The sequence below is a fragment of the Rhizobium sp. WYCCWR 11146 genome (assembly GCF_013591995.1).
In the GTDB taxonomy this organism is placed as follows: Bacteria; Pseudomonadota; Alphaproteobacteria; order Rhizobiales; family Rhizobiaceae; genus Rhizobium; species Rhizobium indicum.
Map to the genome: position 1 here is coordinate 1 of NZ_JACCEY010000043.1, position 25502 is coordinate 25502.

At 61.5% G+C, this 25502-nt stretch carries 26 protein-coding genes; 14 read left to right on the top strand and 12 right to left on the bottom strand.

Translation table 11 applies throughout. From position 1 onward, the window contains the following. The 6 genes from HX899_RS33065 to HX899_RS33090 all read right to left on the bottom strand — a co-directional run. The coding region (locus tag HX899_RS33065; RefSeq protein ID WP_181294452.1) for a carbohydrate ABC transporter permease at nucleotides 1-778 on the bottom strand (778 nt) is incomplete at its 3' end. Between the two features lie 76 nt (nucleotides 779-854). Continuing rightward, complete coding sequence (locus HX899_RS33070) at nucleotides 855-2114, bottom strand: ABC transporter substrate-binding protein (protein ID WP_181294453.1); 1260 nt, start codon at nucleotides 2112-2114, stop codon at nucleotides 855-857. An 88-nt stretch (nucleotides 2115-2202) separates the two neighbouring features. Beyond that, entirely contained in the window at nucleotides 2203-3723 is a 1521-nt protein-coding gene (locus HX899_RS33075; RefSeq protein ID WP_181294454.1) for an aldehyde dehydrogenase family protein, read from the bottom strand. After that, nucleotides 3723-4502: an enoyl-CoA hydratase/isomerase family protein gene (locus HX899_RS33080; protein ID WP_130739179.1), complete on the bottom strand. Its 780-nt coding sequence runs from the start codon at nucleotides 4500-4502 to the stop codon at nucleotides 3723-3725. Before HX899_RS33080 ends, HX899_RS33075 begins: the two co-directional genes overlap by 1 nt. After that, nucleotides 4495-6108 carry an acyl CoA:acetate/3-ketoacid CoA transferase gene (locus tag HX899_RS33085; RefSeq protein ID WP_181294455.1) on the bottom strand — a complete coding sequence of 538 codons (1614 nt, stop codon included), beginning with the start codon at nucleotides 6106-6108 and terminating at the stop codon, nucleotides 4495-4497. The genes HX899_RS33080 and HX899_RS33085 overlap by 8 nt, the downstream gene beginning before the upstream one ends. Before the next feature lie 9 nt (nucleotides 6109-6117). Beyond that, a complete protein-coding gene (locus HX899_RS33090) occupies nucleotides 6118-7161 on the bottom strand; it encodes a LacI family DNA-binding transcriptional regulator (protein WP_181294456.1) in 1044 nt (347 codons plus the stop codon). Between the two features lie 346 nt (nucleotides 7162-7507). Here HX899_RS33090 and lepB point away from each other — a divergent pair, with 346 nt between their 5' ends. The 4 genes from lepB to HX899_RS33110 all read left to right on the top strand — a co-directional run bounded on the left by lepB (nucleotide 7508) and on the right by HX899_RS33110 (nucleotide 11268). Beyond that, nucleotides 7508-8449 (top strand): signal peptidase I, encoded by a 942-nt coding sequence (lepB, locus tag HX899_RS33095; RefSeq protein WP_246697237.1) that lies wholly within the window; start codon nucleotides 7508-7510, stop codon nucleotides 8447-8449. A 50-nt stretch (nucleotides 8450-8499) separates the two neighbouring features. Beyond that, nucleotides 8500-8676 (top strand): hypothetical protein, encoded by a 177-nt coding sequence (locus HX899_RS35395; protein ID WP_246413080.1) that lies wholly within the window; start codon nucleotides 8500-8502, stop codon nucleotides 8674-8676. Nucleotides 8677-9045: 369 nt separating this feature from the next. Continuing rightward, nucleotides 9046-10581: a PAS-domain containing protein gene (locus tag HX899_RS33105; RefSeq protein ID WP_171600111.1), complete on the top strand. Its 1536-nt coding sequence runs from the start codon at nucleotides 9046-9048 to the stop codon at nucleotides 10579-10581. A 63-nt stretch (nucleotides 10582-10644) separates the two neighbouring features. After that, entirely contained in the window at nucleotides 10645-11268 is a 624-nt protein-coding gene (locus HX899_RS33110) for a carboxymuconolactone decarboxylase family protein (RefSeq protein ID WP_018241667.1), read from the top strand. 40 nt (nucleotides 11269-11308) lie between these two features. Here HX899_RS33110 and HX899_RS33115 read toward each other — a convergent pair whose 3' ends face one another. Continuing rightward, nucleotides 11309-12283, bottom strand: coding sequence for an alpha/beta hydrolase (locus HX899_RS33115; protein ID WP_171600115.1), 975 nt, complete (start codon nucleotides 12281-12283; stop codon nucleotides 11309-11311). Between the two features lie 431 nt (nucleotides 12284-12714). Between HX899_RS33115 and HX899_RS33120 the strand changes: the two genes are divergently transcribed. Next, nucleotides 12715-13278: a nucleoside 2-deoxyribosyltransferase gene (locus HX899_RS33120; protein ID WP_181294457.1), complete on the top strand. Its 564-nt coding sequence runs from the start codon at nucleotides 12715-12717 to the stop codon at nucleotides 13276-13278. 149 nt (nucleotides 13279-13427) lie between these two features. Here HX899_RS33120 and HX899_RS33125 read toward each other — a convergent pair whose 3' ends face one another. Further along, nucleotides 13428-14315 (bottom strand): LysR family transcriptional regulator, encoded by an 888-nt coding sequence (locus tag HX899_RS33125; RefSeq protein ID WP_171600108.1) that lies wholly within the window; start codon nucleotides 14313-14315, stop codon nucleotides 13428-13430. Nucleotides 14316-14436: 121 nt separating this feature from the next. On the opposite strand from HX899_RS33125, the gene HX899_RS33130 reads away from it, so the two are divergent. Both HX899_RS33130 and HX899_RS33135 read left to right on the top strand, forming a co-directional pair. Next, nucleotides 14437-15285 (top strand): oxidoreductase, encoded by an 849-nt coding sequence (locus tag HX899_RS33130; RefSeq protein ID WP_138391173.1) that lies wholly within the window; start codon nucleotides 14437-14439, stop codon nucleotides 15283-15285. A gap of 105 nt (nucleotides 15286-15390) precedes the next feature. After that, nucleotides 15391-16395, top strand: a complete 1005-nt coding sequence (locus HX899_RS33135) for a ketopantoate reductase family protein (protein WP_138391174.1) — start codon at nucleotides 15391-15393, stop codon at nucleotides 16393-16395. A 41-nt stretch (nucleotides 16396-16436) separates the two neighbouring features. Here HX899_RS33135 and HX899_RS33140 read toward each other — a convergent pair whose 3' ends face one another. After that, nucleotides 16437-17384: an alpha/beta fold hydrolase gene (locus HX899_RS33140; RefSeq protein WP_003558581.1), complete on the bottom strand. Its 948-nt coding sequence runs from the start codon at nucleotides 17382-17384 to the stop codon at nucleotides 16437-16439. Nucleotides 17385-17580: 196 nt separating this feature from the next. Here HX899_RS33140 and HX899_RS33145 point away from each other — a divergent pair, with 196 nt between their 5' ends. The 5 genes from HX899_RS33145 to HX899_RS33165 all read left to right on the top strand — a co-directional run bounded on the left by HX899_RS33145 (nucleotide 17581) and on the right by HX899_RS33165 (nucleotide 19696). Continuing rightward, nucleotides 17581-17727, top strand: coding sequence for a hypothetical protein (locus HX899_RS33145; RefSeq protein WP_171600105.1), 147 nt, complete (start codon nucleotides 17581-17583; stop codon nucleotides 17725-17727). A 9-nt stretch (nucleotides 17728-17736) separates the two neighbouring features. Further along, nucleotides 17737-18657, top strand: coding sequence for a 4-hydroxy-tetrahydrodipicolinate synthase (gene dapA, locus HX899_RS33150; RefSeq protein WP_181294458.1), 921 nt, complete (start codon nucleotides 17737-17739; stop codon nucleotides 18655-18657). Between the two features lie 121 nt (nucleotides 18658-18778). Then, nucleotides 18779-18961 carry a hypothetical protein gene (locus HX899_RS33155; RefSeq protein WP_171600104.1) on the top strand — a complete coding sequence of 61 codons (183 nt, stop codon included), beginning with the start codon at nucleotides 18779-18781 and terminating at the stop codon, nucleotides 18959-18961. A gap of 27 nt (nucleotides 18962-18988) precedes the next feature. Continuing rightward, on the top strand, nucleotides 18989-19252 hold the full coding sequence (locus HX899_RS33160; RefSeq protein ID WP_138328185.1) for a hypothetical protein: 264 nt from the start codon (nucleotides 18989-18991) through the stop codon (nucleotides 19250-19252). Nucleotides 19253-19384: 132 nt separating this feature from the next. Continuing rightward, nucleotides 19385-19696, top strand: coding sequence for a DUF1883 domain-containing protein (locus HX899_RS33165; protein ID WP_003547605.1), 312 nt, complete (start codon nucleotides 19385-19387; stop codon nucleotides 19694-19696). 13 nt (nucleotides 19697-19709) lie between these two features. On the opposite strand, the gene HX899_RS33170 is transcribed toward HX899_RS33165, so the two are convergent. Next, complete coding sequence (locus HX899_RS33170) at nucleotides 19710-21026, bottom strand: replication-associated recombination protein A (RefSeq protein WP_131644115.1); 1317 nt, start codon at nucleotides 21024-21026, stop codon at nucleotides 19710-19712. Continuing rightward, the gene (locus tag HX899_RS33175) at nucleotides 21023-22426 is read right to left on the bottom strand and encodes a DegQ family serine endoprotease (protein ID WP_171600103.1); all 1404 of its coding nucleotides are present in this window, start codon (nucleotides 22424-22426) and stop codon (nucleotides 21023-21025) included. Before HX899_RS33175 ends, HX899_RS33170 begins: the two co-directional genes overlap by 4 nt. A gap of 257 nt (nucleotides 22427-22683) precedes the next feature. Between HX899_RS33175 and HX899_RS33180 the strand changes: the two genes are divergently transcribed. Beyond that, the gene (locus HX899_RS33180) at nucleotides 22684-23064 is read left to right on the top strand and encodes a YkvA family protein (protein ID WP_138391180.1); all 381 of its coding nucleotides are present in this window, start codon (nucleotides 22684-22686) and stop codon (nucleotides 23062-23064) included. Between the two features lie 23 nt (nucleotides 23065-23087). After that, entirely contained in the window at nucleotides 23088-23441 is a 354-nt protein-coding gene (locus HX899_RS33185) for a lysozyme inhibitor LprI family protein (protein ID WP_180196755.1), read from the top strand. Between the two features lie 58 nt (nucleotides 23442-23499). On the opposite strand, the gene ilvD is transcribed toward HX899_RS33185, so the two are convergent. After that, the gene (ilvD, locus tag HX899_RS33190) at nucleotides 23500-25338 is read right to left on the bottom strand and encodes a dihydroxy-acid dehydratase (RefSeq protein WP_181294459.1); all 1839 of its coding nucleotides are present in this window, start codon (nucleotides 25336-25338) and stop codon (nucleotides 23500-23502) included. Nucleotides 25339-25502 lie beyond the last annotated feature (164 nt).

The window sequence follows — 25502 nt, forward strand, 5'->3', positions numbered from 1 at the left end:
TCAGCGCCACCACGAGGTCGTAGGACTTGATCGCCATATGGGCGAGCACGATGAAGGCCGACAGAAAGATCGGCCGCAGCAGTGGAATGACGATGCGCCGATAGAGCTGGAAGGGCGAGGCGCCATCGATCTGGGCCGCCTTCATGATCTCACCGTCGATGCCGCGCAGACCCGCCAGGAACATCGCCATGACGAAGCCCGACGCCTGCCAGACGCCGGCGATGACGACGGTGTAGATGACGAAGTCCTTGTTCTTGATCCAGTCGAAGTGGAAGCTCGTCCAGCCGAAGTGGTGCAGCGTCTGTTCCAGCCCGAGGCCGGGATCGAGGAACCATTTCCAGGCAACGCCTGTCACAATGAAGGAGAGCGCCATCGGATAGAGGAAGATCGGCCGCAACACGCTCTCGCCGCGGATCTTCTGGTCGAGCAGGATGGCGAGGAAGAGACCGAGCACCAGGCAGATGCCGATATAGAGGAAGCCGAAGATCGCCATGTTGGTGATCGAGGTGTACCAGGAAGACGGCGGATCGCTCTCGAAGGTCCAGCGCCACAGCCGCTGATAGGCGCGTGCTCCGGTCAGCGCATAGGAGGGAAAGGTCTTGGAATTGGTGAAGGAGAGATAGGCCGTCCAGACGATGAAGCCGTAGACGAAGATGATGGTGATGACGAAGCTCGGCGCCAAGACGATCTTCGGCAGCGCATCCTGCAGCCGGCCACGAATGGATGCTCTTGTCCCGCGCGTTGTGATCGCGGGTTCTGTTGTCGCAACAGAACTCATTGGCTCATCTCCGGAAAGTCATCGGCATCGGGGCTCTCCCCGGTCGGCTTGACCGGGGAGAGCTTGCGATATCGCTTTATCGTGCGTCGTCGATCGCCTGGACCAGCTGGGTCACGGCCTCGTCGGAGGTCTTGATCTGGCCGTGGACGAACTTCGAGACGACATCCTTGTAGGCATTGGCGATGGCCGGAGGCGCGCCGTAGCCTTGCGCCAGCGAGCCGAACAGCGTGCCGCCTTCGTTGGCAGCCTTCAGGTCGGCGATGCCCTTCTTGCCGCAGGCGTCGAAGTCGGTATCGGGAACGTCGGTGCGAGCCGGCACCGAACCCTTGACGACGTTGAAGGCCGACTGGAAGCTCTTCGACAGCGTCGCGGTTGCCAGCGCCACCTGGGCGGCCTTGCGGTCATCAGGAACGTTGAACATGCCGAACATGTCGGAGTTGTAGACCACGCTGCCGTCGGTGCCGGGGAAGCGGTAGCACAGGAAGTCGGTATCCGGCGTCTTCTTGGCGGCGACGAATTCGCCCTTGGCCCAGTCGCCCATCACCTGCACCAGCGCATCACCCTTGATGACCATGGCGGTTGCCAGGTTCCAGTCGCGGCCCGAGAAGTTCGGGTCGACATACTTGATGATCGTCGCCAGATTATCGAACGACTTCTTCATCGTGTCGGACTTCAGCGATTCCTCGTCGAGGTCGTTGAAGGCCTTCTTGTAGAACTCCGGACCGCCGGTCGACAGCACGATGGAATCGAACATCGTCGCTTCCTGCCAGTTCTGGCCGCCGAGAGCCAGCGGGATGACGCCTGCGGCCTTCGCCTTGTCGAGCAGCGCGATCAGCTCGTCGAAGGTCTTCGGCTGGGTGCCGCCGATCTTGTCCATCACCGCCTTGTTGATCCACAGCCAGTTGACCGAGTGAACGTTGACCGGGGCTGCGACCCACTTGCCGTCATAGACCGAGAACTTCTGAAGGGCTGCCGGAACCGACTTGTCCCAGCCTTCCTTCTTCGCCGTCTCGGTCAGATCGCCCATGACGCCGGCCTGGGCATAATCGAGCACGGTATAGCCCAGCATCTGCGAGGCTGTCGGATAGGTGCCGGCCGCAACCATCGCCTTCAGCGCCGTCATCGCCGCATCGCCGCCACCGCCGGCAACCGGAACGTCCTTCCAGGCAAAACCTTCCTTGGAAAGATCCTGCTTCAAGACGTTCAGCGCCGCCGCCTCACCGCCCGACGTCCACCAGTGCAGCATCTGCACTTCCTTGACGTCGGCGGCGTGGGCGGCACTGAGGCCAGCCATCATCACGACAGCAACAGCTGCCGAGCTCAAAAACTTGTTCATCGAAGAACCTCCCAGTTCCAGTTTGGAAGATGCGGGACCCATTCCCGCACCAATCACCCGCCCTCCCCGGGCGTAGTTCGTCCGCCGGCTAAGCCGGCTTTTCCGTCTGCGGCATCCACCAGCTGGTGCGTTTGCCGATATGCATGTTGAGCGTCTTGGTCTCCGTGTAATCTTCAACCGCATGGCGGCCGAGCTCACGGCCGAGGCCGCTTTGCTTGTAACCGCCAAAGGGAAGTTCCGAGGCGCCGTCCATGAAGGTGTTCATCCAGACCGTGCCCGCCCGCACCGATCGGCCGATCGTCAGGCAGGTGTCGAAATCGCGGCTCCAGACACCGGCCGACAGGCCGTAGTCGATGGAATTCGCAATCCTGATCGCTTCAGCTGGCGTCTCGAATGTCAGGACCGAAAGCACCGGACCAAAGACTTCCTCGCGCGCCACGGCCATATCAGGGGTAACCTCTTCGAGGATCGTCGGCGACATGAACTGCCCCATGCCGAGATCGAGCGTCTCGCCGCCATGGGCAAGCCGGGCACCGCTGCTCCGCGCACCGGCGACGTATCCTGATATCTTCTCCAGATGCTCAGGCGTGATGATGGCGCCGACCTGCGTCGAAGGATCGAGCGGATCGCCGACCTTCACCGCCTTCGACAGCTCGGCAATCCGCTTGACGAGCTCGGAAGCGATTGATTTGTGAAGGATCAGCCGCGAGCCGGCATTGCAGCATTCGCCGGCATTGAAGTATGCGCCGAAGACCGCGGCATCGATGAACGCATCGAGATCGGCATCCGGAAACACGATCTGCGGGTTCTTCCCGCCCAATTCCAACGAGACCTTCTTCAGCGTCTGTGCGGCATTCGACATCGTCAGCTTTCCGACCCCGGTCGAGCCGGTGAAGGACACCATGTCGACGTCAGGATGGGAGGTCATGACCGCGCCGACCTCCGGTCCCGTACCGGTGACAATGTTGACGACGCCATCCGGAATGCCTGCTTCCTGCAGGATCTCTCCCAGCACCAGCGTCGATCCTGAGGTCAGTTCCGAGGGCTTGACGACGGTCGTGCAACCTGCGGCCAGAGCGAATGGCAGCTTCTGGCCGACGATCAGGAACGGGAAGTTCCAGGGCGTGATGATCGACACCACCCCGATCGCTTCGCGCAAGACGACACCCAGGGTGCCATCGCCGAGCGTGTTGTAGCTTTCACCATGGAGGTCGCGGGCAAGCGCCGCCGCGTAGCGCCATATGTCAACGGAGCCTACAATTTCCCCTCGCACCTGGGTGATCGGCTTTCCCGCCTCGATCGCATCGAGAAATGCCAGCTCCTCTGCGCGCGCTGCGATCAAATCGGCAGCCTTGAGCAGAATGGCGGAACGTTCGGAAGCGGTCATTCGGGGCCATGGCCCGAGGTCGAACGCCTTGCGTGCCGAAGCGATCGCACGCTCGGCGTCCCTCTTGCTGCCGGTCGGAAACCGGCTGACCACGACGCCATGGCTCGGCGCGACACGCTCGATCGGATCGGAGCTGCCTGCCTCCCATTTAGCATCGATGAGCATCTTGAAATCACGCGCTTTGTGGTCGCTGAGCGCGGTGGGGTTGACGAGAACCGTCATTACCATTCTCCCTTGAACGTTGCCGGGCGCTTCTCGCTGAATGACGCGACGCCCTCCTTCAGATCGCCGGTCTTCGCAGCGAGGATCGAGCCGAGGGCTTCGACCGCGGTTCCGTTGTCTTCGCCGTTCGCCGATGCGATCATCAACTTCGCGATCTCAGTCGCAGCCGGCCCCCTTGCGGCAATCCGCTGCGCATATTCCCTGGCGGCGGCGACCGCGTTTCCTGTGGGAACGACCGCGTCTACGATCCCGAGCAGGCGTGCCTCCTCGGCGGTGAATATCTCGCCGCCCAAGGCCATGCGCCGGACGGCCTGCGCCCCGAACCGGCGCACAAGACGCTGGGTCCCGGACCAGCCCGGCACCATTCCAAGGCCGGTCTCCGGCAGGCCGATCTTGATCTGTTCCTCGGCGAGGCGAATGTCCGCAACCCCTGCAAGTTCAAGCCCTCCTCCGAGGGCGTGGCCGTTCAGAGCCGCGACCAGCGGTATCCTGAGCGTCGCCAGTCTTTCGAAGATGCGATGGCCGTGTCGAACCCAGAGATGACCGAACTCCTGAGGCAACATTCCGCCCCAGGCCTTGATATCGCCTCCGGCGGAAAAGCCCTTTCCTTCGCCTGTGAGAATGGCAGCGCGCACATTGGCGTTGGCCTCCACTTCGTCGGCTGCATCCGCCAACGCCTTGAGCATGTCGAGGTCGAGCGCGTTCAACTTCTCCGGACGAGAAATCGTCAGCGTCGCAACATGTCCATCGACGTCAATTCTGACTGTACCGCTAGCCATGGAAGGTGCCCTCCAGCGTCCGTGCGCTTTTTTCTGGAAGCGACAGGCCGATGTTTGTCTCCCGGAAAAGCGCGGCGTCCATGACCTTCAGCTCGGGCGCCACGATCAGCGGAAACTCCGACTGATCGAGGATGTGGGACTGGAGATCGACGCCGGGGGCAATCTCGGTGAGGACGACGCCATCGGGCGTCAACTTCATCACGCACCGCTCGGTGACATAGGTGATCTCTTGCCCCTGCTCGATCGCGCGCCTGCCGCTGAAAGTGACATGTTCGACCTCGTTCACGAGCTTCTTCAGCTTGCCTTCCTTGTTGATGAGAAGAGCTCCATCGGCGATCGAAAGCCTCGCTCCGGCATTGAACATGCCGGAGAAGACGATCTTCTTTGCCCGCGCCGTGATGTCGACGAAGCCTCCGGCGCCAGCCGTCACATGCGGCCGGAAGGAAAGCTTGGAGACGTTGACCGAACCGTCTTTGCCGATCTCGAGGAAGGACAGCAGCGATGCATCAAAGCCTGCACCCTGGAAGTAGGTGAACTGATAGGGGGACGGCATGTAGGCGTCTGCATTGGAGGCGCAGCCAAAGGCGAAGTCGAGCAACGGCACGCCACCGACCGCGCCTTGCTCGATAACCCAGGTGACCGCGCCATGGAGCCCTTCCTCCAGCAGGATGCGCGGCACGTTGGCCGATATGCCGAAACCGAGATTGACGCAGCTTCCCGCTTGCAGTTCCTGCGCGACACGACGCGCGATGACTTTCTGAACATTGAACTCCGGAACGCTGAAACTATCGAGCGGGCGGAAGATCTCCCCCGAAATCGCCGGATCATATTGCGTCTGCGTCGTCTGCTTCTGTTCCGGATCGACGATCACATAGTCGACCAGCATTCCAGGCACCCGGACGTCATGGGGTTTCAGCGAGCCTTCCTTGGTGATCCGCTTGACCTGGGCGATGACGATGCCACCATTATTGCGTGCGGCAAGCGCCTGATCGAGGCCACCGAGATAGGCGCCTTCATGTTCGTATGTGAGGTTACCGCGCTCGTCGGCGGTGGTGGCGCGGATGATGGCGACCTCAGGGACGATCGAGGGAAAGAACAGCCAGTCGTCGCCCTCGAAGCGGACGCGCTTGACCACCGGATACTCCGAAGCCAGGCCGTTCATCGCGCAACCCTGCCGCTTGGGATCGACGAATGTATCGATGCCGATCTTGGTCAGGACGCCCGGCCGCTTCGCGGCGGCCTCGCGATGAATATCGAAAAGGATACCCGAGGGAATATTGTAGGCCGGGATTTCGTTGTTGGTGATCATTTGCCAGATCAGCGGCGGCTCAGACGACGATGGACCGGACGGATAGGAACCACCGATGATGCGCTTGAGCAGGCCCTTCTTGGCGATATGATCGACACCCTTGATGCCGCTCATGTCGCCGGCGGCGATGGGGTGAAGGGTCGTGATATCACGAGGGTGGCCGGTCGCATCGAAACGTTCGCCAATCGCCTTCAGCATGAGGTCCGGGCAACCGAGACCGCTCGAGGAAGACACCGTTACAACAGCGCCATCCGGGATCAGCGCGGCGGCTTCGGTTGGGGTGAGATGCTTCTTCATTGGCGTTACTCAGAGTCCTTTTTCGATTTCTACGCTCTTGCGGGCTCCGCAGCTCTCGCGAACAACCAGCCGAACCGCTGTTGTCACCGTCTCCGCCTCGGCCTTGCCTGCATTGATCTGCTTGAGAAGCAGTTGGGCGCCGCGGCGCCCGATGCCCTGCGGATCGACCGAGACGGTCGTCAGCGCCGGAACCGCTGCCTGAGCCTCGATGACGTCGTCGAAACCCACGACCGCGAAGTCGGAGCCGGGCTCCAGACGGCGCGCACGCAATCCGTCGCAAACACCGAAGGCTACGGCATCGTTGAAGCAGACGGCCGCCGTGGGTTTGTCGGCAAGAACGATTGCCTTCCCGATCGCCTCCACCCCACCGGCTCGCGAAGGCGCAGACGAGATGACAAGGTCTTGATAGTCGAGCCCGGCTGCCTCCATGCCGTTTCGGTAACCGGCAACGCGATCGTCGAAGACAGCGGTGTCGGGAAAGCCGCCGAGAAAGGCGATGCGCTTGTGACCGAGCTCCGCCAGGTGCTTGACTGCGGACATCATGCCAGCTCGGTTGTCGGAGACGACGGACGAGACTTTGGCGCCAGGCAGGTTTCTGACGACGACCACCACCGGAATCCCTGCGGCGACAAGCGGCTTGAAGTCTGCGGCATCGGTGGCGCGCGCCGGCGACACGATGAGCCCCGAAATGCCATGTTCCCGCATCGATGCGACAACCTCACGCTGCCTGTCGATGCTCTCGCTGGTGTTCGACAGGAACTGCACGAACCCGGCCGACTGAACGACCATATCGACGCCGACTGCCAGTTCCGCGAAGAAGCTGTTCGTCAGGTCGTTGACGACGACGCCGATGATCCTCGATTTGGCACCGGCCTGCCGAAGATTGGCTGCGCCACGATTGTAGACGTAGCCCAGCTCGCGCATCACCGTATTGACCTTGGCACGCGTTCCCTCATTGACCAGGGAAGAGCCCTGAAGCACCAGCGAAACCGTCGATTTCGAGACGCCTGCGGCCTTCGCAATGTCAATGACGGTTACCCGCGCCTTTGTCATTTCCCCTCCCCGACGCCAACGTCGACTGATCGATAGATATTTGGAACGTTCCAATTCTGTCAAGTGAAAATTCGCGCCGATTCAGTTCACGCTGACGTTTTACGCAAATTCCTGGCGCCTCAAAGGGGCGGTCAGCACTCGGAAAATTGGAACGTTCTAAATTTGGGCCGCAAGCAGGAAAACGTCCGCCAATATTCTCGGGCACGAGAAAGCTACGTTTTTCTGCGATAGCACGCGGCCAATCGGGGGGTGGCATTTTTCAAGACTTCGACTACAAGTCGAAATGAGGCGCTGCCAAAGAGCGATTGTGACCTGAGTATATTCGTCAAACCTACTGAGATTTTTTATGCAAATTTTTAAAGCTTTTCGCGCTCGCCGCCCCATTTGTGCAGCCACGCTGGGATTTCTATTCGGTCCAGATGTCGTAATGGCCTATCTCGGGCGCGGCTGGAAAGCGACTGCTTACTTTACGGGTGGCATCGTCATCTCGATCGCGCAACTCTGGTTGTTTGGCGTTCCTTCAGCCGCTGTTTTTGGATATTTCCTGATCTTGGCCTGGCGTCTGATCGGCCTATTGCATGGCTATCGTGCAGCAAAGAAGGTGCCAGCAGACACCGTGTTTCCGTGGTACTCGCGGTGGTATAGTCTTGCCCTGATCTTTTTGATTGCACCGTTCGCCTTGGCGATGCTGGTTCGAAGTTTCGCCTTTCAACCATTCACGATACCGTCGAGCTCGATGCTGCCCAATTTGCAGAGCGGCGACTACATGTTCGCGCAAAAATACGCCTACGGGTACAGCCGCTATTCGCTCCCGTACGGGCTTGGACCGGAGCGTCGTATATTTGGACATGGACCGGAGCGAGGAGACGTCGTCATGTTCCGGACGCCAATGGACCCGAGGGTCGATTACGTGAAACGCGTCGTCGGCCTGCCGGGTGACCGCATTCAGATGAAATCCGGTATTCTTTACCTGAATGGTACCGCCGTTGAGCGCGAACCGGCGGGTGAATTGACCTATCAATCAGTAACAGTGCAGGCGTTTAAGGAGACGCTGCCATCCGGCCGCAGCTATACGATCGTTGAGCAAGTGGACAACGCCCGTGGCGACAATACCAGGGAATTCGTTGTCCCCAACGGGCATTACTTCGTGCTGGGCGACAATCGTGACAACAGCCTGGATAGCCGCTTCGACATGGGATTTATCCCAGATGGCAACATATATGCGAAGGCAGCCATAGTGCTTTTCAATTCCCAGAATGGATCGCGGCAGATGTCGTGGATCCAATAACCTCGAGAGGCAGAAAATTTTGCGACCAGCCCGATAAAGAACATGAACAGATGAAACTGCGCGCTGAACTGATTGCTCTGCCGCCACGCCAGCAAGCACGGCGCTTGGCAGCCGTCGCCGCTTCTCTGGTCCTCCAAATCAAGCGTACCGAACCCCACGCGCCGGAGGCCGAGGCCGCCTTGGCGGCAATCCGCACCTGGGGTGATGGCGCAGGACTGCAGGACTGACCGGCCGATACGTCTCCGATCTCGTCTATAGCGACGAGGAGCGGGGACGCTTCGCCGACTCTCCGAGGCGGCCGGGAAGTCCAGCGAAGGCGCCTGGAATGCGCTCACGACGGCACTCATGTACGTTGCTTGGCTTGTTTATCAGGAGACCGGCGAACCCATGCCGGGTGACGTCAACGAGGTGGGCGAGGACATCCTTGATTTTCTGGACGAGCAACTGGCCCAACTCGGCTAAGTGACGCAGAATCGCGGCGCAGTTTTGCTGGAATTGCTCTCAAGGAACGCCCGCCCAGAGGCATTAGCGAAACTTTATCGTTTGTGACGAATGCTACGGATACGTGCAACGCGCCAGATCTGAAGCAGGGCCGGATGATGCCACACTCGTTTGAATCTATCCTGGAGAGCCTGCCTCAGGGCATTGTTCTGCTCGATCCTGCCGGTACGGTGACGGCTTTCAATTCACGCACGCTTGATATTCTCGGCCTTCCGCAAGGCGCCATCCGCAAAGGCATGAATATCGACGGATTGCCGGGCACCGCAAACTGCCGTGCAGTGGCATCCCGGCGGTCGATGGCCGGTGGAGCGCCCACGTCTCAGTTTGCCCTTTCCGACGGAGGGATGGTCTCATTGACCTGCGCCCCATCACGGGATGGAGGCTGGATCCTCAGTTACGAAGACATCTCGACTCTCATTCGCGTCGAAGACAGCCTGACCGAACAACATCGCCGGTTCGACGCAGCGCTCAGCAACATGCCGCATGGGCTGTGCATGTTCGATTCGACAAAGAACCTGATATTGTGCAACGCCTCCTACGCGCGGATGTACAATCTGCCGGACCTGCTAACGCAACCGGGGACACCACTTGTGGATATCCTGGCCTATCGCAGCCGGGAGGGAAATGGCCCGGCCGATACCACGACCTATTTTGATGTGGTCTTCGAAGCAACAACCCGCGGTGCGCCGGCCAGCCAAAACATCGTCCTGGCCGATGGGCGCGTTATCAAGATCACCCACAATCCGATGCAAAACGGTGGATACGTGGCCACCCATGAGGATGTCACCAAGACCGTCCGGTTGGCGGAAGAGCTGCGCCGGCATCACGATCAGCTCGAAGCGACGGTTAAGAGCCGCACGGCAGAAGTCGAGCGGCAGGCGCGGGAACTCGAGCGAATGCTGGCGCAGGAGAGGAACATCAACGAATTGCAACGGCAATTCGTGGCGATGGCATCCCATGAATTCAGGACCCCGCTGGCAATCATCGACGCTGCTGCCCAGCGGCTGCTGCGAAAAAAGGGGGCGGTCGAGCCCGAATTTCTCAGCGACAAGGTCGATCAAATCCGCGCATCGGTGACCCGGATTGTCGATCTCATGGAGAGCATCCTGTCAGCCGGACGCCTCGACACTGGCAAGATCGATATCAACTACGACGCCTGCGCATTGAGATCATTGATAAAAACCTGTTGCGAGCGGCAGTCGACGATCTCAAAATCGCACAGCTTTGTGTTGGATATCGATCGGCTGCCGGAGTTCATAGATGCCGATCCCCGCACTTTGGCACAGGTCTTTACCAACCTGCTTTCCAATGCCGTCAAGTACGCGCCCGGAACCTCAGAAATTCGCGTCACCGCATGGGCGGAGACGGGAAACGTCAAAGTTTCGATCAGCGATGATGGCGTGGGGATCGATGCCGAAGACGTGCCCCGGCTGTTCCAGCGCTATTTTCGGGCCCGGACGTCGACCGGGATTGCCGGAACGGGTATCGGCCTCAATCTGGTGAAGCAGATCATCGAACTGCACGACGGCTCGATAGAGGTTCGAAGTGCAAGAGGGTGCGGATCGACATTCACCGTAACGCTTCCAATCAAGAGAAGTGGTAACGCTTCTGCGAGCAGTGATGCTGCCTGACGTTTCAGGATTGCTGTCCTGCTTATCTACCCTATCCTTCTCCCAATAGAGGAGGATCATGCCATGGCTTTCATTCACACCCCCAACGCATCCGCCAGCGAGAAGACGACGTCGATGTATGCGTCGGCCGAGGCGAATTATGGTTATCTGCCGAACATGTATCGGGCCTTCGGCCATCGGCCGGAGGTGATGGAGAGCTGGGCGGCGCTGCTTTCGAGCATTCGCGGCCATATGAGCTTGCGGCGCTACGAACTGGTGACGCTGGCGGCGGCCAAGGAGCTCAAATCCTCCTATTGCATGCTGGCGCACGGCTCGGTGCTGCTGCGCGAGGGTTTCACCAGCGACGGGCTGACGGCTGTTGTCAACGAGACGGAGAAGGCGCCGATCGATGCCGGCGAACGCGCGATCATGGCTTTTGCCGCCAAGGTGGCGCGCGATGCGACGTCGGTGACGCAGCAGGATATCGACGGACTGAAGAAACACGGGCTGAGCGACGCCGATGTCTTCGACGTCACGGCTGCGGCAGCGGCCCGGTGTTTCTTCTCGAAAATGCTGGATGCGCTGGGCGCTGCACCCGACCACGCCTATATCGAGCGGCTGGAGCCGAATGTGCGAAAGACGCTCAGCGTCGGCCGAGAGGTCGAGCGGCCTCTGGCGCCCTCACCGTCCCGCGGCACATCGCAATGATGCAATGACGGAGGGCGTCCGGCATCTGCTCTTGCGACCCCTACTCTTGCGGTTTGTCCGCAAAATGCCGGATCGCAAACTCAGCGATATTCTGGCTCGACCGATCGGCATCGTCGAGCAGAGAGGGAAACAGCTGCCACTGATGCGGCATGCCCGGCCAGACCTCGGTAGTGACGTCCACTCCCGCCACGCGCGCCTTGTCGGCGAGCCGCAGCGTATCGTCCAGCAGGACTTCGCCGGAGCCGACCTGCAGCAACAGCGGCGGAAAGCCGGTCATGTCAGCATAAAGCGGCGATGCCTGGGGATCGGTCGGAGACCGGCTGCGGAGATAGGTCTTGCGCAAGGTCTCGATCCAGTCCTTGCCGACCAGCGGATCGCTTCCGGCGTTTGATGTCATAGATCCGCCTGTCGCGGCAAGATCGGTGATGGGGCTGAGCGCAATCACAGCCGCCGGCAACGGCTTTGCCGCCTGCATCTGCCTCAGCACCGTCTCGATCGCGATATTGCCGCCGGCGCCGTCTCCGGCCACGATCACATTCTCGCTCCGATAGCCGTTGTCGAGAAGCCAGCGATAGGCGGTCAGCGCGTCGTTGATCTGCGCGGGGTAGCCATATTCGGGCATCAGCCGATAATCAATGAGAAGAATGTCGCTGGATGCGGCCTTGGCGAGCGAGCCGGCAAGCAGACTATGTGTGCGAATGGAGCCGCTGGAAAAGCCGCCGCCATGAATATAGAGGATTACCCTTTGGCCGATCGGGTGATGAAGACGGGCAGGCCACATCAGCTCGGCGTCGACGCCGTCGGCATCGACCTGCCGCACCTGGATGCGCGTCGGCCCCGGCGTCGTCTCCATCAGCGTCCTGAAGGCCGTTCGCCGCTGCTGCAGGCTATCGGCGCCGGCAAAGTGATCTTTCCAGAGGCCGACGAGTTTTTCGACCTGTTCGCGCGAGGCCGGGCTTTGCGGCCCAATGTCCCGCCCGACCGCTGCCGAGGCGAGCAGCATCAGCGCAGCCAAAGCGGGGAACAGACATTTGAGCCGCTTTGGGGCTCTTCGAATACCAGCTGGCAAAATCCGACCGTTCATCAACCTCTCCCGACGATGTTGGCCAAGGCGGCATCTTTGGCCGGTTCGTCCACGGGAGTCAAAAGGGTGACAGGCGCGAACCTCAAGCTTTTTATTCCGCCTGCATCGCCTCGCCGCCTGAAACCCGCCGATCTCAGGCGGCGACTCGATGATGGAGATAGCGCAGCTCCTCCGGACGTCCCTCCGCTGTGTCGGGAATGAAGTCGACCGTTGCCCGTCCACTGCCGCCGCATCAGGCTGCTAGTAAAAAAATTGGACAATGCCTGCCGGTACGGCTTGCCATTTGCCGCGCTTCCGTCGGAAAAAGACGGCGTGCCTGGCTGTCCCACCCCGGCGCCTCGTCTTGTGAGTGAAGGATACCGATGACCACCATTTACCTTGCCGGCCCGGAAGTCTTTCTTCCGGATGCCATGCCCATCATGGCCGAAAAACGCCGATTGGCGCGCCAGTTCGGCTTCGAGCCGACCGGTCCCGGCAGCGACGAAAACCAGACGCCGGTGAAGCGGACGGCCGCAGAGATCTATGCACGCAACGACGACGCCATGCGTCGAGCCGAAATCTGCCTTGCCAACATCACTCCTTTTCGAGGCGTCAGCGCCGATCCGGGTACGGTCTACGAGATCGGCTTTATGATTGCGCTGGGAAAAGCGGTCTTCGCCTATACCAATCACCCCGACGACTATGGCCTGCGCGTTCGCTCGATCTGGTATGCGGGGCTCGATATCGACGAGACGAGCGGACGCCCCCGCGGACCGGATGGCATCGCGATCGAAAATCACGGCATGGCCGACAACCTGATGATCGACGGAGGGATCGAGGCGACGGGAGGCAAGGTGTTCCGTGCAACGACGCTCCCGGCAGATCCTGCCCGCGACCTAGCGGTTTATTTTGCGGCGCTTCAGACGATTGCCGGCACGCGGGCTTGATGGCCGCCGACTTGACATGGATCGCGCCAGCGACGCCAATTTCTTACCCGTCGGCGCTTTTCTCGCTGATATCGGAGCCTTGGTCCGCCACCGGCTGATCCCAGCTGTGCTGGGTGACCGCCGGCGGCGGGCAGGCATCCTGGCCTCTTTTACTCCGCCTTCATCGCGTCGATGACCGCCCTGAAGCCCGCCGACATATGGCGGCGGCTCGGATAGTAGAGATAGAGCGGTTCCTCCGGCTGGCACCAGTCGTCCAGCACCTGGATCAGCTCGCCGCCGGCGACCGCCTTTTCCACGCGGGGCTCCCAGATATAGGCAAGGCCGACGCCGCCGAGCGCTGCCTGCATCATTAGCTCGTGATCGTCGAGCGACAGCGGTCCGGTCGGCTGAAAGCTCACCGCCTGGCCGTCCTTCTCGAACTCCCAGGCATAACGCGCGCCTGACGGAAACATGTTCTGAATGCAGAGATGGCGCTTGAGCTCGTGCGGTGTCGCCGGCTTCGGCCGGGTCTCGAAATAGGCAGGCGAACCGACGACGACCAGGCGGATGCGCGGTTTTATGCGCAGCGCGATCATGCCCTCGGTGACGCGCTCGCCGAAGCGGATGCCGGCATCGAAACCCTCCTCGACGATATCGACCAGCCTGTCGGTCGCGTTGATCTCCAGCTGCAAGTTGGGGTTCTTTTTCAGCAACGGACCGATGATGCGACCGATGACGAAGGGGCCGATCGAATTCGGCACGTTGATCCTCACCTTGCCGAACGGCGTGTCGCGATAGCGGTTCAGCGCATCGAGTGCTGCCGCCATCTCGCCGAAGGCCGGGTCGAGATGCGAGATCAGCAGTTCGCCGGCCTCCGTCAGCGAGACGCTGCGCGTCGTGCGGTTAAGCAGGCGGATGCCGATCCGGTCTTCGAGATTGAGCACGGCATGGCTCACCGCAGAGGCGGTGACACCCCTCTCCTCGCCGGCCTTGCGAAAGCTCTTATGCCGCGCGACGGCGGCAAAGGCCGCGAGTTCGGACAGTTCGGTAGCGCGCATTACTGAATCAAACTCATCATAGTTTCAAAAATAACAAATCTTATACAGTAATGGATTTTCGGTCAAATTCACCTCGTCGGCACAGAGATGCCGCAACCGAACAGTTCGAAAGGAATTCGTTATGAAAGTCTGGTTCATTACTGGTGCATCCCGCGGCTTCGGCGCGCTGATGACCAAAGAAGCCCTTGCGTCAGGCGATGCCGTCATCGCCACCGCCCGCAACCCGAAGACCGTGATCGAGCAGTTCGGCGACCATCCGAACCTGCTTGCCGTCGCCCTCGACGTCACCAACGAGGCGCAGGCCAAGGAGGCAGCGGCTGCCGGCATCGCCCGCTTCGGCCGCATCGACGTCCTCGCCAACAATGCCGGCTACGGCCTGCTCGGCGCTGTCGAGGAAGCCACGGCCGAAGAGATCGAAAAGCTCTATGCCACGAACGTCTTCGGCCTGCTGAAGGTGACACGAGCCGTGCTGCCCTATATGCGCCGCCAGCGCTCCGGCCACATCCTGAACTTCTCGTCGATCGGCGGTTATTTCGGCTATCCCGGCTGGGGCGTCTACGGCTCGACGAAGTTCGCCGTCGAAGGCCTGTCCGAATCGATGGCCGCCGAACTCGAACCCTTCGGCATCAAGGTGACGATCGTCGAGCCGGGCTTCTTCCGCACCGACTTCCTCGCCGACACCTCGCTGGCGATCAGCCCGGCCTCCATCGCGGACTACGAGGGTACGCCGGCCGGCAACATGCGTAGTTTCGCTGCCGACGCAAACCATGCCCAGCCCGGCAATCCCGCCAAACTTGCCGCCGGCATCATGACGCTCGCCAATTCGCCCAATCCGCCGCTGCGCATGCCGTTCGGCAGCGATACGGTAGCCGTGATCGAGGAGCAGCATGCCAGCGTCGAAAAGGAACTTGCCGTCTGGCGCCAGCTCGCTTTGTCCACGGATTTTCCAAGCGAAGCAACGGCTGCCTGAAGACCAGGGTGGGTGCAGGAAAGTGCAGCATGCGGCAAATTGACGTTCGCCTTGAGCCTCTCATGGCCTAGATCTAGTTTCGATCACCACCATGAAGAGGCGAGCATGTCCATCAAGTCCATCTGCATCTATGGCGCCGGGGCGCTCGGCGGCGCTATCGCCGCCAAGCTTGCAAGCCAAGCCGGAAACGACGCCGCCATCTCCGTTATCGCGCGTGGCGCGCATCTCCACGCCATCCGCGACAACGGTCTCAGCCTGCGCGAAGCCGATGCGGAAAGGCCACTCAATGTCCGCCTTACCGCGACCGACGATCCCAGGACATTGCCGCCGCAGGATCTCGTCATCACCGGCCTCAAGGGGCATCAGCTGGCGCCCGCCGCCGAAGGCATTGCAGGCCTCCTCAAGGAGGGCACCCGCGTCGTCATGATCCTCAACGGCATTCCGTGGTGGTATTTTCACCGCGATACCCAGAGCCGGCATGCCGAGCTGCAGTTCGACGAGCTCGATCCCGGCGGCAGGCTGTGGCGGCTGATCGGGCCGGAACGCGTCATCGGCTGCGTCGCTTATCAGGGTGCCGAGGTGATCAACCCCGGCGAGATCCAGCTTTCCCACAACGGCCGCTTCGTGCTCGGCGAGCCCTCCGGCGACATCTCGCCCGATCTCGAGACGATCGCCGCGGCGCTGACCGGCGCCGGCCTCAGCATTACGACGACGCCTGATATCCGCGGCGAGATCTGGAGCAAGCTGATGGGCAACGCCGCCTTCAACCCGATCAGCGCGCTGACCAGGGCGCTGATGACCGACATCATGGCGGATCCCGCCCTTTCGGCTACGGTCGGTAGGGTGATGAGTGAGGTCCGCGCCGTCGGCGAGGCCTTGGGTGCGCGGTTCAGCATGACCGTCGAGCAGCGGTTGGAACAATCGCGCCATATCGGCGGCGTGCGCACATCGATGCTGCAGGATCTGATCGGCGGCAAGGCGCTCGAAATAACGCCGCTGGTCGGCATGGTGGTGGCGCTCGGACGCCTGAGCGCCGTGCCGACGCCGGTTTCGGAAACGATCCTGGCGCTGGTGACGAAGTTGGATCGGGAAAACCAGCGCGGCGGCTGATTGCGGAGGAAGGGCGGCCGGGAAAACCCGGCCGTCTTCGCTTACTTTCCAACCTGCTCGGCCCAGTTCGGCGCCTTGCCGCCGCCATCGAGGAAGGTCATCGCCATATTCGCCATCAGAGGCGAAGCGAAGGTCTCGTAGTGGGTGAGATCGGGCAGGATCGCCAGCCGGTTCTTCGACATGTTTTCCCGCATCCATCCGGCATCGCGCAGACCGCCGCCGAGCTTGTGGTAGAAGTCGATCATATGCTCGGGCCGGATCATGTCGGCATCGCCATAGATCAGCATGACCGGCATGGTGAGCTTGGCGACGGCATCGCTATAGTCGATGGGTTCGCGCATCAGCGCGCCCATGGCGTCGAGCAGCTTCGGAAATTCCGAAACGTCAGGCGCCACCGCCTTGTAGGAGAGGAACATCGGCGTGTCCTTCATCATGTCGGCCATACCGGCGCCGACGGCCGCCTGCTGCGGCAGCATCTCCGGGAAGAAGCCGTTCTGCGCATAGGGTGCCGAGAGGATCACCAGCCGGCGCACCTGGTCTGGCGCGTTCGCCGCCATGTTCAACGCCACCCCGCCGCCGAAGGAATAGCCGAAGACATCGAGCTTGTCGTAACCGAGCTGCTTCATCAGGATTGCGAGATCGGCGCCGATGGCCGGAAGCTCGATCGGCCGCTTGCCGAGGGGCGTGCGGCCATGGCCCTGCAGATCGACGGCGATCACCTGCCGGTGGTCGGTGAAAACAGGCATGACCGGCGCGAACATCTCGATCTGCCCGAGGCCGCCGTGAAGGAGCAGCAGCGGCTCGCCCTCGCCGCGGATCTCGTAATAATAATCGATGCCGTTGACCGGCAGACTTCCCTTCCTGACAATCGGCGCTGCAGCCTTCTTCTCCTCGATAACAGGCGTGCTGCTGTCGGCGCCTGATATATCGGGCGCCGCCAGGAATGCGGCAGCCGTTGCGATCATCGAAATCAGCGTCATCTTCGACATGTCCTTGCTCCCATGTTTGCGTCGATACCGCAAGGACGGTGGCGCTCATGTCTTTCCGACACAACGCTTCGAAATTTCTCGCATTGGTCTTTATGTCATCCCTATATTTTCGCGCCTCGCTCCGAATGGATTTCCTATCGCAAGCGGCAGTAGCCTTTCGTCATCACTGCAAAGGTCAAATGCCAAGCGAGATGTCATGTCTTCCGGTTTCCAGCCCCTTCGCCCGCACAGGATCACGCGCGGCAGCCGGCAGATGCGCGAGAAACGCGCCGCCCAGGCGCTGATCGTCTTCGGCGTGGTGCTCGCCTGCGTCGAGCTCTACGTCATTTTCGGCTGGCTCTGAGGCTGGCCCGTGGAAACGGCGAGAATGCCGCGCCTTGGCGGCGCGATCACCGCCCTCGTTACGCCGTTTCGTCATGACGGTCTCGACAGGCCGGCGCTTCGCGCACTTGCGGAATGGCAGATTCTCAGCGGCGTCGACGGGCTGACCGTCTGCTCGACGACGGGTGAAGGCTCGACGCTTTCGCCGCAGGAGCGCGCCAAAGTGATCGATCTCGTCATTCGGTCTGCGGCCGGCCGCGTGCCGGTCATCGCCGCCACCGGCACCAACTCCACCGACAGCACGATCGCGCTCACCCGTGAGGCGGAAGCGCTGGGCGCCGCTGCAGCACTCGTCACCGTGCCCTATTATTCCAAGCCCGGGCAGAAAGGCATCGTCCACCACTTCGAGCAGGTGGCGGCAGCCGGCGGACTGCCTGTCATCGTCGACCATGCGCCGGCGCAGACGGCGAGCGATCTTTCGACGGAAACGCTCGGCAGGCTGGCGGCCATACCAGGGATTTTTGGCATCCGCGACGCCACGGGCGATATCGCCCGCTTTACCGGCCTCTCGCCGTTCCTGCGGCAGCGCTTCCGCTTCTTTTCCGGGCATGATCCTTCCGCGCTCGCCTTCACCATCGCCGGCGGCGACGGCATGATCTCGTCGGGCGCCAATGTGGTGCCGCGGCTCTTCACCTCGATGCAGCAGGCGGCCCGGGCCGGGAACCTTTTGGCCGCGCATTCGCTGCAGGATCGGTTGCTGCCGCTGATATCAGCGCTCGGGCCGGAGGGCGATCCGGCGAGGATCAAGCACGCACTGCGGCTGATGCGCGGGCTGGAGGTCGAGCTTCGCCTGCCGCTTGTCGCCGTCGAGCCGGAACTGTGTTCGGCCATCGGCGAAGCGCTTGCGCCTTTCCTTGACGAAAGCAGCGCGAGGAAGGCGCTATCCCTATGAGATTTTTATATTTTCCTCTTTGGCGCCAAATGGAAACCCTATCCGCAGGCGCCTATCTTCCAAGGCGTGACACCGCCGCATCGTCAAGCGGCGGTTGAGTGAGATTTCGAAAGGACAAACGATGTCACGCCTGACTGAACCGAGTGCCGAGAGCGACCCGCTGCAACGCAGTCCCATCAGAGCACTCGCCGCCAATCCCTCCCATCCGATGCTCTCCGGCTTTGCCGCCATTGCGCCCCGCCTTGCGGCAGCGATGGCTTTTGCCGGGCTGGTGCAGATGACCTTCAACCTCATCTCCCGCTGAAGCATCAGGACCCCAAGGATCATCACAATGGCAAACGCACAGCAACGCCGCAGCCTGCCTTCTGCAGCGCCCTCGCCTTCTGCTCGCTTCACCGTCGGCCGCGACAGAAGCGGCCGCTGGATCGTCCACGACCGCGAAGGCCTCGTCGGCGGGCTCTTCATCAATGAGGCGGCCGCCCTCCACTTCGCCGCAGGGGAATGCAACTGCCCCTCCGCCGATATCCATAGGGCGGCCGCAGGCATGGTGCTTGAATTCGCGCCCTTTGCGCGCGGCACTGCGAAAATCCACTAAAACTTGCCGTACTCCCGCTGTTTTCATGCAGCGGGAGTACGAAGACATGAGCTGAACGGCCGATTTCCAACTTTTCCTTAACCCACATTCTGGTAAAATCCTGGCGCAGAGACTTCAGACGCCACGAGACCGATGCCGAAACCGAATTTCCGCTTCACCCATTACGATCTCAAGGAACAACGCGCCGGAACGATCATCGAGGTGTCGTTGAATGCGGTGAACAATGTCCGCCTGATGACGGCCCCGAATTTCCAGCGGTTCACCGAGGTTCTCGATTTCAAATATATCGGTGGCGTGGCACGCAAATCGCCGATCAAGATCGCCGTCCCGGAAAGCGGTCACTGGCATGTCATCGTCGATATGGAAGGTCATCACGGGCTTGCGGAATCGTCTGTCAAGGTGATCGCCGCGCCGGCAAATCAGAAGACGCCGCGCGCCTCCTGAGGTTCGCCAGGTTTCAGCGCGGATTGCGCTCCTTGCGAAGTTTTGCCCACCATTCCAGCCGCTTGCGGATATCACGCTCGAAGCCGCGCTCCGGCGGATCGTAGAAGATCTGGCGTCCCATCTTCTCCGGGAAATAGTCCTGGCCGGAAAAGGCATCCGGCTCGTCGTGGTCGTAGCGGTAGCCGTCGCCGTAACCCTCGCCCTTCATCAGCTTGGTCGGCGCATTGAGGATATGCTTCGGCGGCAGCAACGAGCCGTTCTGCTTTGCCGCCTGGCTTGCCGCCTTGAAGGCGGTGTAGACGGCATTCGATTTCGGGGCGGTGGCGAGATAGACGCAGGCCTGCGCCAGCGCCAGTTCGCCTTCCGGCGAACCGAGATACTCATAGGCATCCTTGGCGGCATTGCAGATCACCAGCGCCTGCGGATCGGCAAGACCGATATCCTCCACCGCCATGCGCACCAGCCGCCGGCCGAGGTAGAGCGGGTCCTCGCCGGCATCGAACATACGGGCGAGATAATAGAGCGCGGCATCGGGATCCGAGCCGCGCACGGATTTATGCAGCGCCGAGATCAGATTGTAGTGGCCGTCCTGCGCCTTGTCGTAGACCGGGGCACGGCGCTGGACGATGCGCGTCAGGCCTTCGGTATCGAAGCTCTCGCCTTCGCGCGCGGCGCGCCAGACTTCTTCGGCGAGCGTCAGCACCGCGCGGCCGTCGCCATCGGCCATGCGGATCAGGCTGGCGCGGGCATCCTCCGTCAGCGGCAGCGGCTTCTGCTCGATCGCCTCGGCACGCTTCAACAGTTCTTCGAGGCTCTCCTCGTCATGCGACTTGAAGGTGAGCACACGGGCCCGAGACAGCAGAGCGGCGTTGAGTTCGAAGGAAGGGTTCTCGGTGGTGGCGCCGACGAGGATGACGGTGCCATCCTCCATGACCGGCAGGAAACTGTCCTGCTGGGCGCGGTTGAAACGATGGATCTCATCGACGAAGAGCAGCGTCTGACGGCCGTCCATACGCCGCAGGCGGGCTGTCTCGAACACCTTCTTCAGATCGGCGACGCCGGAAAAGATCGCCGATATCTGCTCGAAGGCCAGTCCCGCCTCGCCCGAGAGCAGCCGTGCCACCGTCGTCTTGCCGGTGCCGGGCGGCCCCCAGAAGATCATCGAGCCGAGCGAGCCGCTTTCGATCATCCTTTTCAGCACGCCATCCTCACCGGTCAGGTGTTCCTGACCGGTGACATCGGCAAGCGTCTTCGGCCGCAGCCGGTCGGCAAGCGGCCGCCTGGCGGCGACCTCCTCCGGAACGCGCGGCGCGAAGAGATCGTTGCTCATCGGAAGAATTGCCGGATGCGCTGGCCGTCGCGCTCGATCTCGACCCGCCAGAAGCCGGGGTCGCTATCGGCGATCTCGGACAGTTCGCTGGTCGACTTCACATCGGTGCCGTTGATCGAGACGATGATATCCTTCGGTTCGAAACCGAGACGGGCGGCAGGCGAATCCTCCTTCACCTCGGAGACGACGACGCCCGCCGATTCCGGCGGCATGCGCAGCTCGTCAGCGACCCGCGGCGACAGGTTCTCGACGACGGCACCGCTAAACGGCGTGCGTCCGCCAATGATGCGCTGGTCGCGCGGCGAGGTTTCCGGGGCGCGGGCGAGCGTCAGCGGCAGTTGCTCCTCGCGGCCGTTCTCGATGACGGTGAGCTTGACCGAATTGCCGAGACCGGCCGTGGTCAGCCGGTAGAGCAGCGCATCCGGGTGCTCGACGGAAATTCCATCGACGGCGGTGACGATTTCGCCGGCCTTCAGCCCAGCCTTGGCCGCCGGCCCACCTTCCGAAACCTTGACGACGAGCGCGCCGCGGGCCTTGTTCAGCCCCAGCGCCTCGGCCACTTCCGAGGTCACAGCATCGAAGCTTGCGCCGACATAGGGCCGTTCGAAGGATTTGACACCGGCATCGGCCGACGCGAGGAAGACCTTGACCAGATTGGCGGGGATAGCGAAGCCAATGCCGTTCGAGCCGCCGCCGCGCGAGAAGATCGCCGTGTTGATGCCGATCAGCTCGCCCTTCATGTTCATCAAGGCGCCGCCGGAATTGCCGGGATTGATCGAGGCATCGGTCTGGATGAAAAAGCCGAACTCGTTCTTGATCACCTGGTTGCGGGCAAGCGCCGAGACGATACCGCTGGTCACTGTCTGGCCGACACCGAAGGGATTGCCGATCGCCAGCACGAGATCACCGACCTCGACCGTATCGGAATTGCCGATCGGCAATGTCGGAAAGCTTTCCTTGGTGTCGATCTTCAGCACGGCAAGATCGACACGGTCGTCGCGCAGCACCACCTTGCAGGGGAATTCGCGGCCGTCCGAGAGCGCCACCTTTATATCGTCGGCGCCCTCGATGACGTGATTGTTGGTCACGACAGTGCCGTTCGCCTCAACGATGACGCCGGAGCCGAGCGAAGACTGCTTCTCCGAACGGTTTGGCATCTGCTGGCCGAAAAATTGCTCGAAGAAAGGGTCGCCGGCAAAGGGCGACTGCCGCTGGACGGTCTTTTCCGCATAAACGTTGACGACGGCGCCTGACGTCTGTTTGACGAGCGGCGCGAAGGAGAGCTGCATCTGCATCTGGCTCTCGGGTACGGTCTTTGCCGTCTGCGCATGGGCAGCAAGCGGCAGAACGAGCATGAGAGCGAATAGCGAGACGGAGGCGCGCTTGAACAGGCCTTGCATGGGTATCCCTTTTGAATCCTCTTGAGGAACGTTTTAGAGCATGATGCCGAAAAGTGTGAGCGGTTTTCGGACGACATCATGCTCTAACTATTTAATTACGAACAGGATTCAGATTTTAGGCCGAACCGGCCTAAAATCATCCTGTTCTGCGGCCCGACGCTAGAAAGGAAAGAGGGCGGAAGCATGGAAGAACAATGCGAGAGGGCGTCTTGGAAACCGGTTGAAGTCATTGTGAATTTGATTCAGGAAGATTGGCCATGCAACTGATATCAAAAGCCAAAAACTGGACGAAGTCACTGAAGCGTGACATCGTGGCCCTCTGGCTTGCCGCCCGCGATCCCCGCGTACCGTGGCATGCCAAAGCGGTGGCCGGCGCCGTTGCCGCCTACGCGCTGTCGCCCATCGATCTCATCCCCGATTTCATCCCCATCCTCGGCTATCTCGACGATCTTCTCATCGTGCCGCTCGGTATCATGCTGGCGATCCGGCTCGTTCCGGCAGAGGTGATGAACGAGCTTCGTACGGAGGCGACAGGGCGCATCGAGCGTCCCTCCAGCCGGGTCGGACTGATCTTCATCCTTGCCGTCTGGCTCATCTGCATCATCTTCCTGGCTCTGGCACTGCGGAAGCTAGTCTGACCGGCATCAATAGGAACATATGAATGATCACGACAAGAACGACGACAGCGGCCCTCGGCTTTGCGATCCTGCTCAGTGGATCGAACCTGGCACAGGCAGCAAGCTTCGATTGCGATGCGAAAGAATTGAAGGCGGATGAAAAAGCGATCTGCGACAACCGCGCACTCAACGACGCCGATGTGAAGATGGTGACGACTTTCGAGCTGCTCTCCGGCCTGCTGGCGATGGGTTCGCGCGGAACATTGCAGGACGAACAGACGGCCTGGCTGAAAAAGCGGCAGGAATGCGGAGCGGATGCGGCGTGTATCAAGGCTGCCTATGACGAGCGGCTGAAGCAGTTCGGCGAGACCTATAAAAACATCAACCGGCCGCTTTGAAAGCGACCGGTTGGAAGAGCTGCTGACTTTTCATCAACGGTTCGTAAGCTGAGGCTGCTCAGCGGGCGTTCAGATCGCGCACGGCACCGCGGTCCGCACTCGTTGCGAAGGCCGCGTAGGCCTTCAGCGCGGTCGTGACATTGCGCTTGCGGACCTCTGTGGGATACCAGCCCTTGGCGTCCTGCTCGGCGCGGCGGGCGGCGAGTTCAGTCTCGCTGACACGCAGGCTGATCGTGCGGTTGGGGATGTCGATATCGATCATGTCGCCTTCGCGCACCAGGCCGATCGTGCCGCCATTTGCCGCTTCCGGCGAGGCGTGGCCGATCGAGAGGCCGGAGGTGCCGCCGGAGAAGCGGCCGTCGGTGATGAGCGCACAGGCCTTGCCGAGACCCTTCGACTTCAGATAGCTCGTCGGATAGAGCATTTCCTGCATGCCCGGGCCGCCCTTCGGACCTTCGTAGCGGATGATGACGACGTCGCCGGCCTTCACCTCGTTGGCAAGGATCGCCTTGACCGACGCATCCTGGCTTTCGAAGACGCGGGCGGGGCCGGAGAATTTCAGGATCGATTCATCGACGCCGGCGGTCTTGACGATGCAGCCGTCGATCGCAAGGTTGCCCTTGAGCACGGCAAGACCACCATCCTTGGAGAAGGGATGTTCGACCGAGCGGATAACGCCGTTCTCACGGTCGGTGTCGAGTTCGTCCCAGCGCGCTTCCTGGCTGAAGGCGACCTGGGTTGGGATGCCGCCAGGAGCGGCACGATAGAAGTTGCGAACGGTCTCGCTGTTGGTGCGGGTGATATCCCAGCGATCGATCGCGTCGCCCAGCGTCTCGGCATGAACGGTCGGGCAATCGCGATTCAGCAGGCCACCCTTGTCGAGTTCGCCGAGGATCGACATGATGCCGCCGGCGCGGTGGACGTCTTCCATATGAACATCGCTCTTGGCGGGGGCGACCTTCGACAGGCACGGCACGCGGCGCGACAGCGCATCGATATCGGCCATAGTGAAATCGATCTCGCCTTCATGGGCGGCGGCAAGAATGTGCAGGACCGTATTGGTCGAGCCGCCCATGGCGATGTCGAGCGTCATGGCATTCTCGAAGGCCTGCTTGGAGGCAATGGTGCGCGGCAGCGCCTTGACGTCATCCTGCTCGTAATAGCGGCGGGCGAGATCGACAATTAGATGACCGGCCTCGACGAAAAGCCGCTTGCGGTCGAGATGGGTGGCAAGCGTCGAGCCGTTGCCGGGCAGCGACAGGCCGAGGGCTTCCGTCAGGCAGTTCATCGAATTGGCAGTGAACATGCCGGAGCAGGAGCCGCAGGTCGGACAGGCGGAGCGTTCGATGGTCTGGACGTCCTCGTCGCTGATCTTGTCATCGGCTGCGGCGACCATGGCATCGACGAGGTCGAGCGCATGCGTCTTGCCGTGCAGCACGACCTTGCCGGCTTCCATCGGACCGCCCGAGACGAAGACGGTCGGGATATTGAGGCGCAGCGACGCCATCAGCATGCCGGGAGTGATCTTGTCGCAGTTGGAGATGCAAACCATGGCGTCGGCGCAATGGGCATTGACCATGTATTCGACGCTGTCAGCGATAAGCTCACGCGAGGGCAGCGAATAAAGCATGCCGTCATGGCCCATGGCGATACCGTCATCGACGGCGATCGTGTTGAATTCCTTGGCAACACCGCCGGCCGCTTCGATCTCGCGGGCAACGAGCTGGCCAAGGTCCTTCAGGTGCACATGGCCGGGCACGAACTGGGTGAAGGAATTCACCACCGCGATGATCGGCTTGCCGAAATCCGAATCCTTCATGCCCGTGGCGCGCCAAAGGCCGCGGGCGCCCGCCATGTTGCGGCCATGGGTCGTGGTTCTGGAACGGTAAACTGGCATCGGTGTCTTCCTCAACGTGTCGGAATTATCAGGCGAAGCCGGGCGGCGTGGAGCCTGCGGGCCGGGCAAACGCTGCTTTTTGGAATTGTCCTAATCCAATCGACGGGGGCTGTCACTACCGGGAAGCCCAAATCCGGTACGCCGGGGAGAAGCGCCATGAGACC

Excerpts from the sequence above, each read along its gene's own strand:
- HX899_RS33070 (WP_181294453.1), bottom strand. The coding sequence starts at position 2,114 with ATGAACAAGTTTTTGAGCTCGGCAGCTGTTGCTGTCGTGATGATGGCT.
- ilvD (WP_181294459.1), bottom strand. The coding sequence starts at position 25,338 with ATGCCAGTTTACCGTTCCAGAACCACGACCCATGGCCGCAACATGGCG.
- HX899_RS33120 (WP_181294457.1), top strand. The coding sequence starts at position 12,715 with ATGACCACCATTTACCTTGCCGGCCCGGAAGTCTTTCTTCCGGATGCC.
- HX899_RS33165 (WP_003547605.1), top strand. The coding sequence starts at position 19,385 with ATGCCGAAACCGAATTTCCGCTTCACCCATTACGATCTCAAGGAACAA.
- HX899_RS35395 (WP_246413080.1), top strand. The coding sequence starts at position 8,500 with ATGAAACTGCGCGCTGAACTGATTGCTCTGCCGCCACGCCAGCAAGCA.
- HX899_RS33170 (WP_131644115.1), bottom strand. The coding sequence starts at position 21,026 with ATGAGCAACGATCTCTTCGCGCCGCGCGTTCCGGAGGAGGTCGCCGCC.
- HX899_RS33175 (WP_171600103.1), bottom strand. The coding sequence starts at position 22,426 with ATGCAAGGCCTGTTCAAGCGCGCCTCCGTCTCGCTATTCGCTCTCATG.
- HX899_RS33135 (WP_138391174.1), top strand. The coding sequence starts at position 15,391 with ATGTCCATCAAGTCCATCTGCATCTATGGCGCCGGGGCGCTCGGCGGC.
- HX899_RS33080 (WP_130739179.1), bottom strand. The coding sequence starts at position 4,502 with ATGGCTAGCGGTACAGTCAGAATTGACGTCGATGGACATGTTGCGACG.
- HX899_RS33130 (WP_138391173.1), top strand. The coding sequence starts at position 14,437 with ATGAAAGTCTGGTTCATTACTGGTGCATCCCGCGGCTTCGGCGCGCTG.
- HX899_RS33105 (WP_171600111.1), top strand. The coding sequence starts at position 9,046 with ATGATGCCACACTCGTTTGAATCTATCCTGGAGAGCCTGCCTCAGGGC.
- HX899_RS33145 (WP_171600105.1), top strand. The coding sequence starts at position 17,581 with ATGTCTTCCGGTTTCCAGCCCCTTCGCCCGCACAGGATCACGCGCGGC.
- HX899_RS33140 (WP_003558581.1), bottom strand. The coding sequence starts at position 17,384 with ATGTCGAAGATGACGCTGATTTCGATGATCGCAACGGCTGCCGCATTC.
- HX899_RS33075 (WP_181294454.1), bottom strand. The coding sequence starts at position 3,723 with ATGACGGTTCTCGTCAACCCCACCGCGCTCAGCGACCACAAAGCGCGT.
- lepB (WP_246697237.1), top strand. The coding sequence starts at position 7,508 with ATGCAAATTTTTAAAGCTTTTCGCGCTCGCCGCCCCATTTGTGCAGCC.
- HX899_RS33125 (WP_171600108.1), bottom strand. The coding sequence starts at position 14,315 with ATGCGCGCTACCGAACTGTCCGAACTCGCGGCCTTTGCCGCCGTCGCG.
- HX899_RS33090 (WP_181294456.1), bottom strand. The coding sequence starts at position 7,161 with ATGACAAAGGCGCGGGTAACCGTCATTGACATTGCGAAGGCCGCAGGC.
- HX899_RS33155 (WP_171600104.1), top strand. The coding sequence starts at position 18,779 with ATGTCACGCCTGACTGAACCGAGTGCCGAGAGCGACCCGCTGCAACGC.
- HX899_RS33085 (WP_181294455.1), bottom strand. The coding sequence starts at position 6,108 with ATGAAGAAGCATCTCACCCCAACCGAAGCCGCCGCGCTGATCCCGGAT.
- HX899_RS33180 (WP_138391180.1), top strand. The coding sequence starts at position 22,684 with ATGCAACTGATATCAAAAGCCAAAAACTGGACGAAGTCACTGAAGCGT.
- HX899_RS33160 (WP_138328185.1), top strand. The coding sequence starts at position 18,989 with ATGGCAAACGCACAGCAACGCCGCAGCCTGCCTTCTGCAGCGCCCTCG.
- HX899_RS33110 (WP_018241667.1), top strand. The coding sequence starts at position 10,645 with ATGGCTTTCATTCACACCCCCAACGCATCCGCCAGCGAGAAGACGACG.
- HX899_RS33185 (WP_180196755.1), top strand. The coding sequence starts at position 23,088 with ATGATCACGACAAGAACGACGACAGCGGCCCTCGGCTTTGCGATCCTG.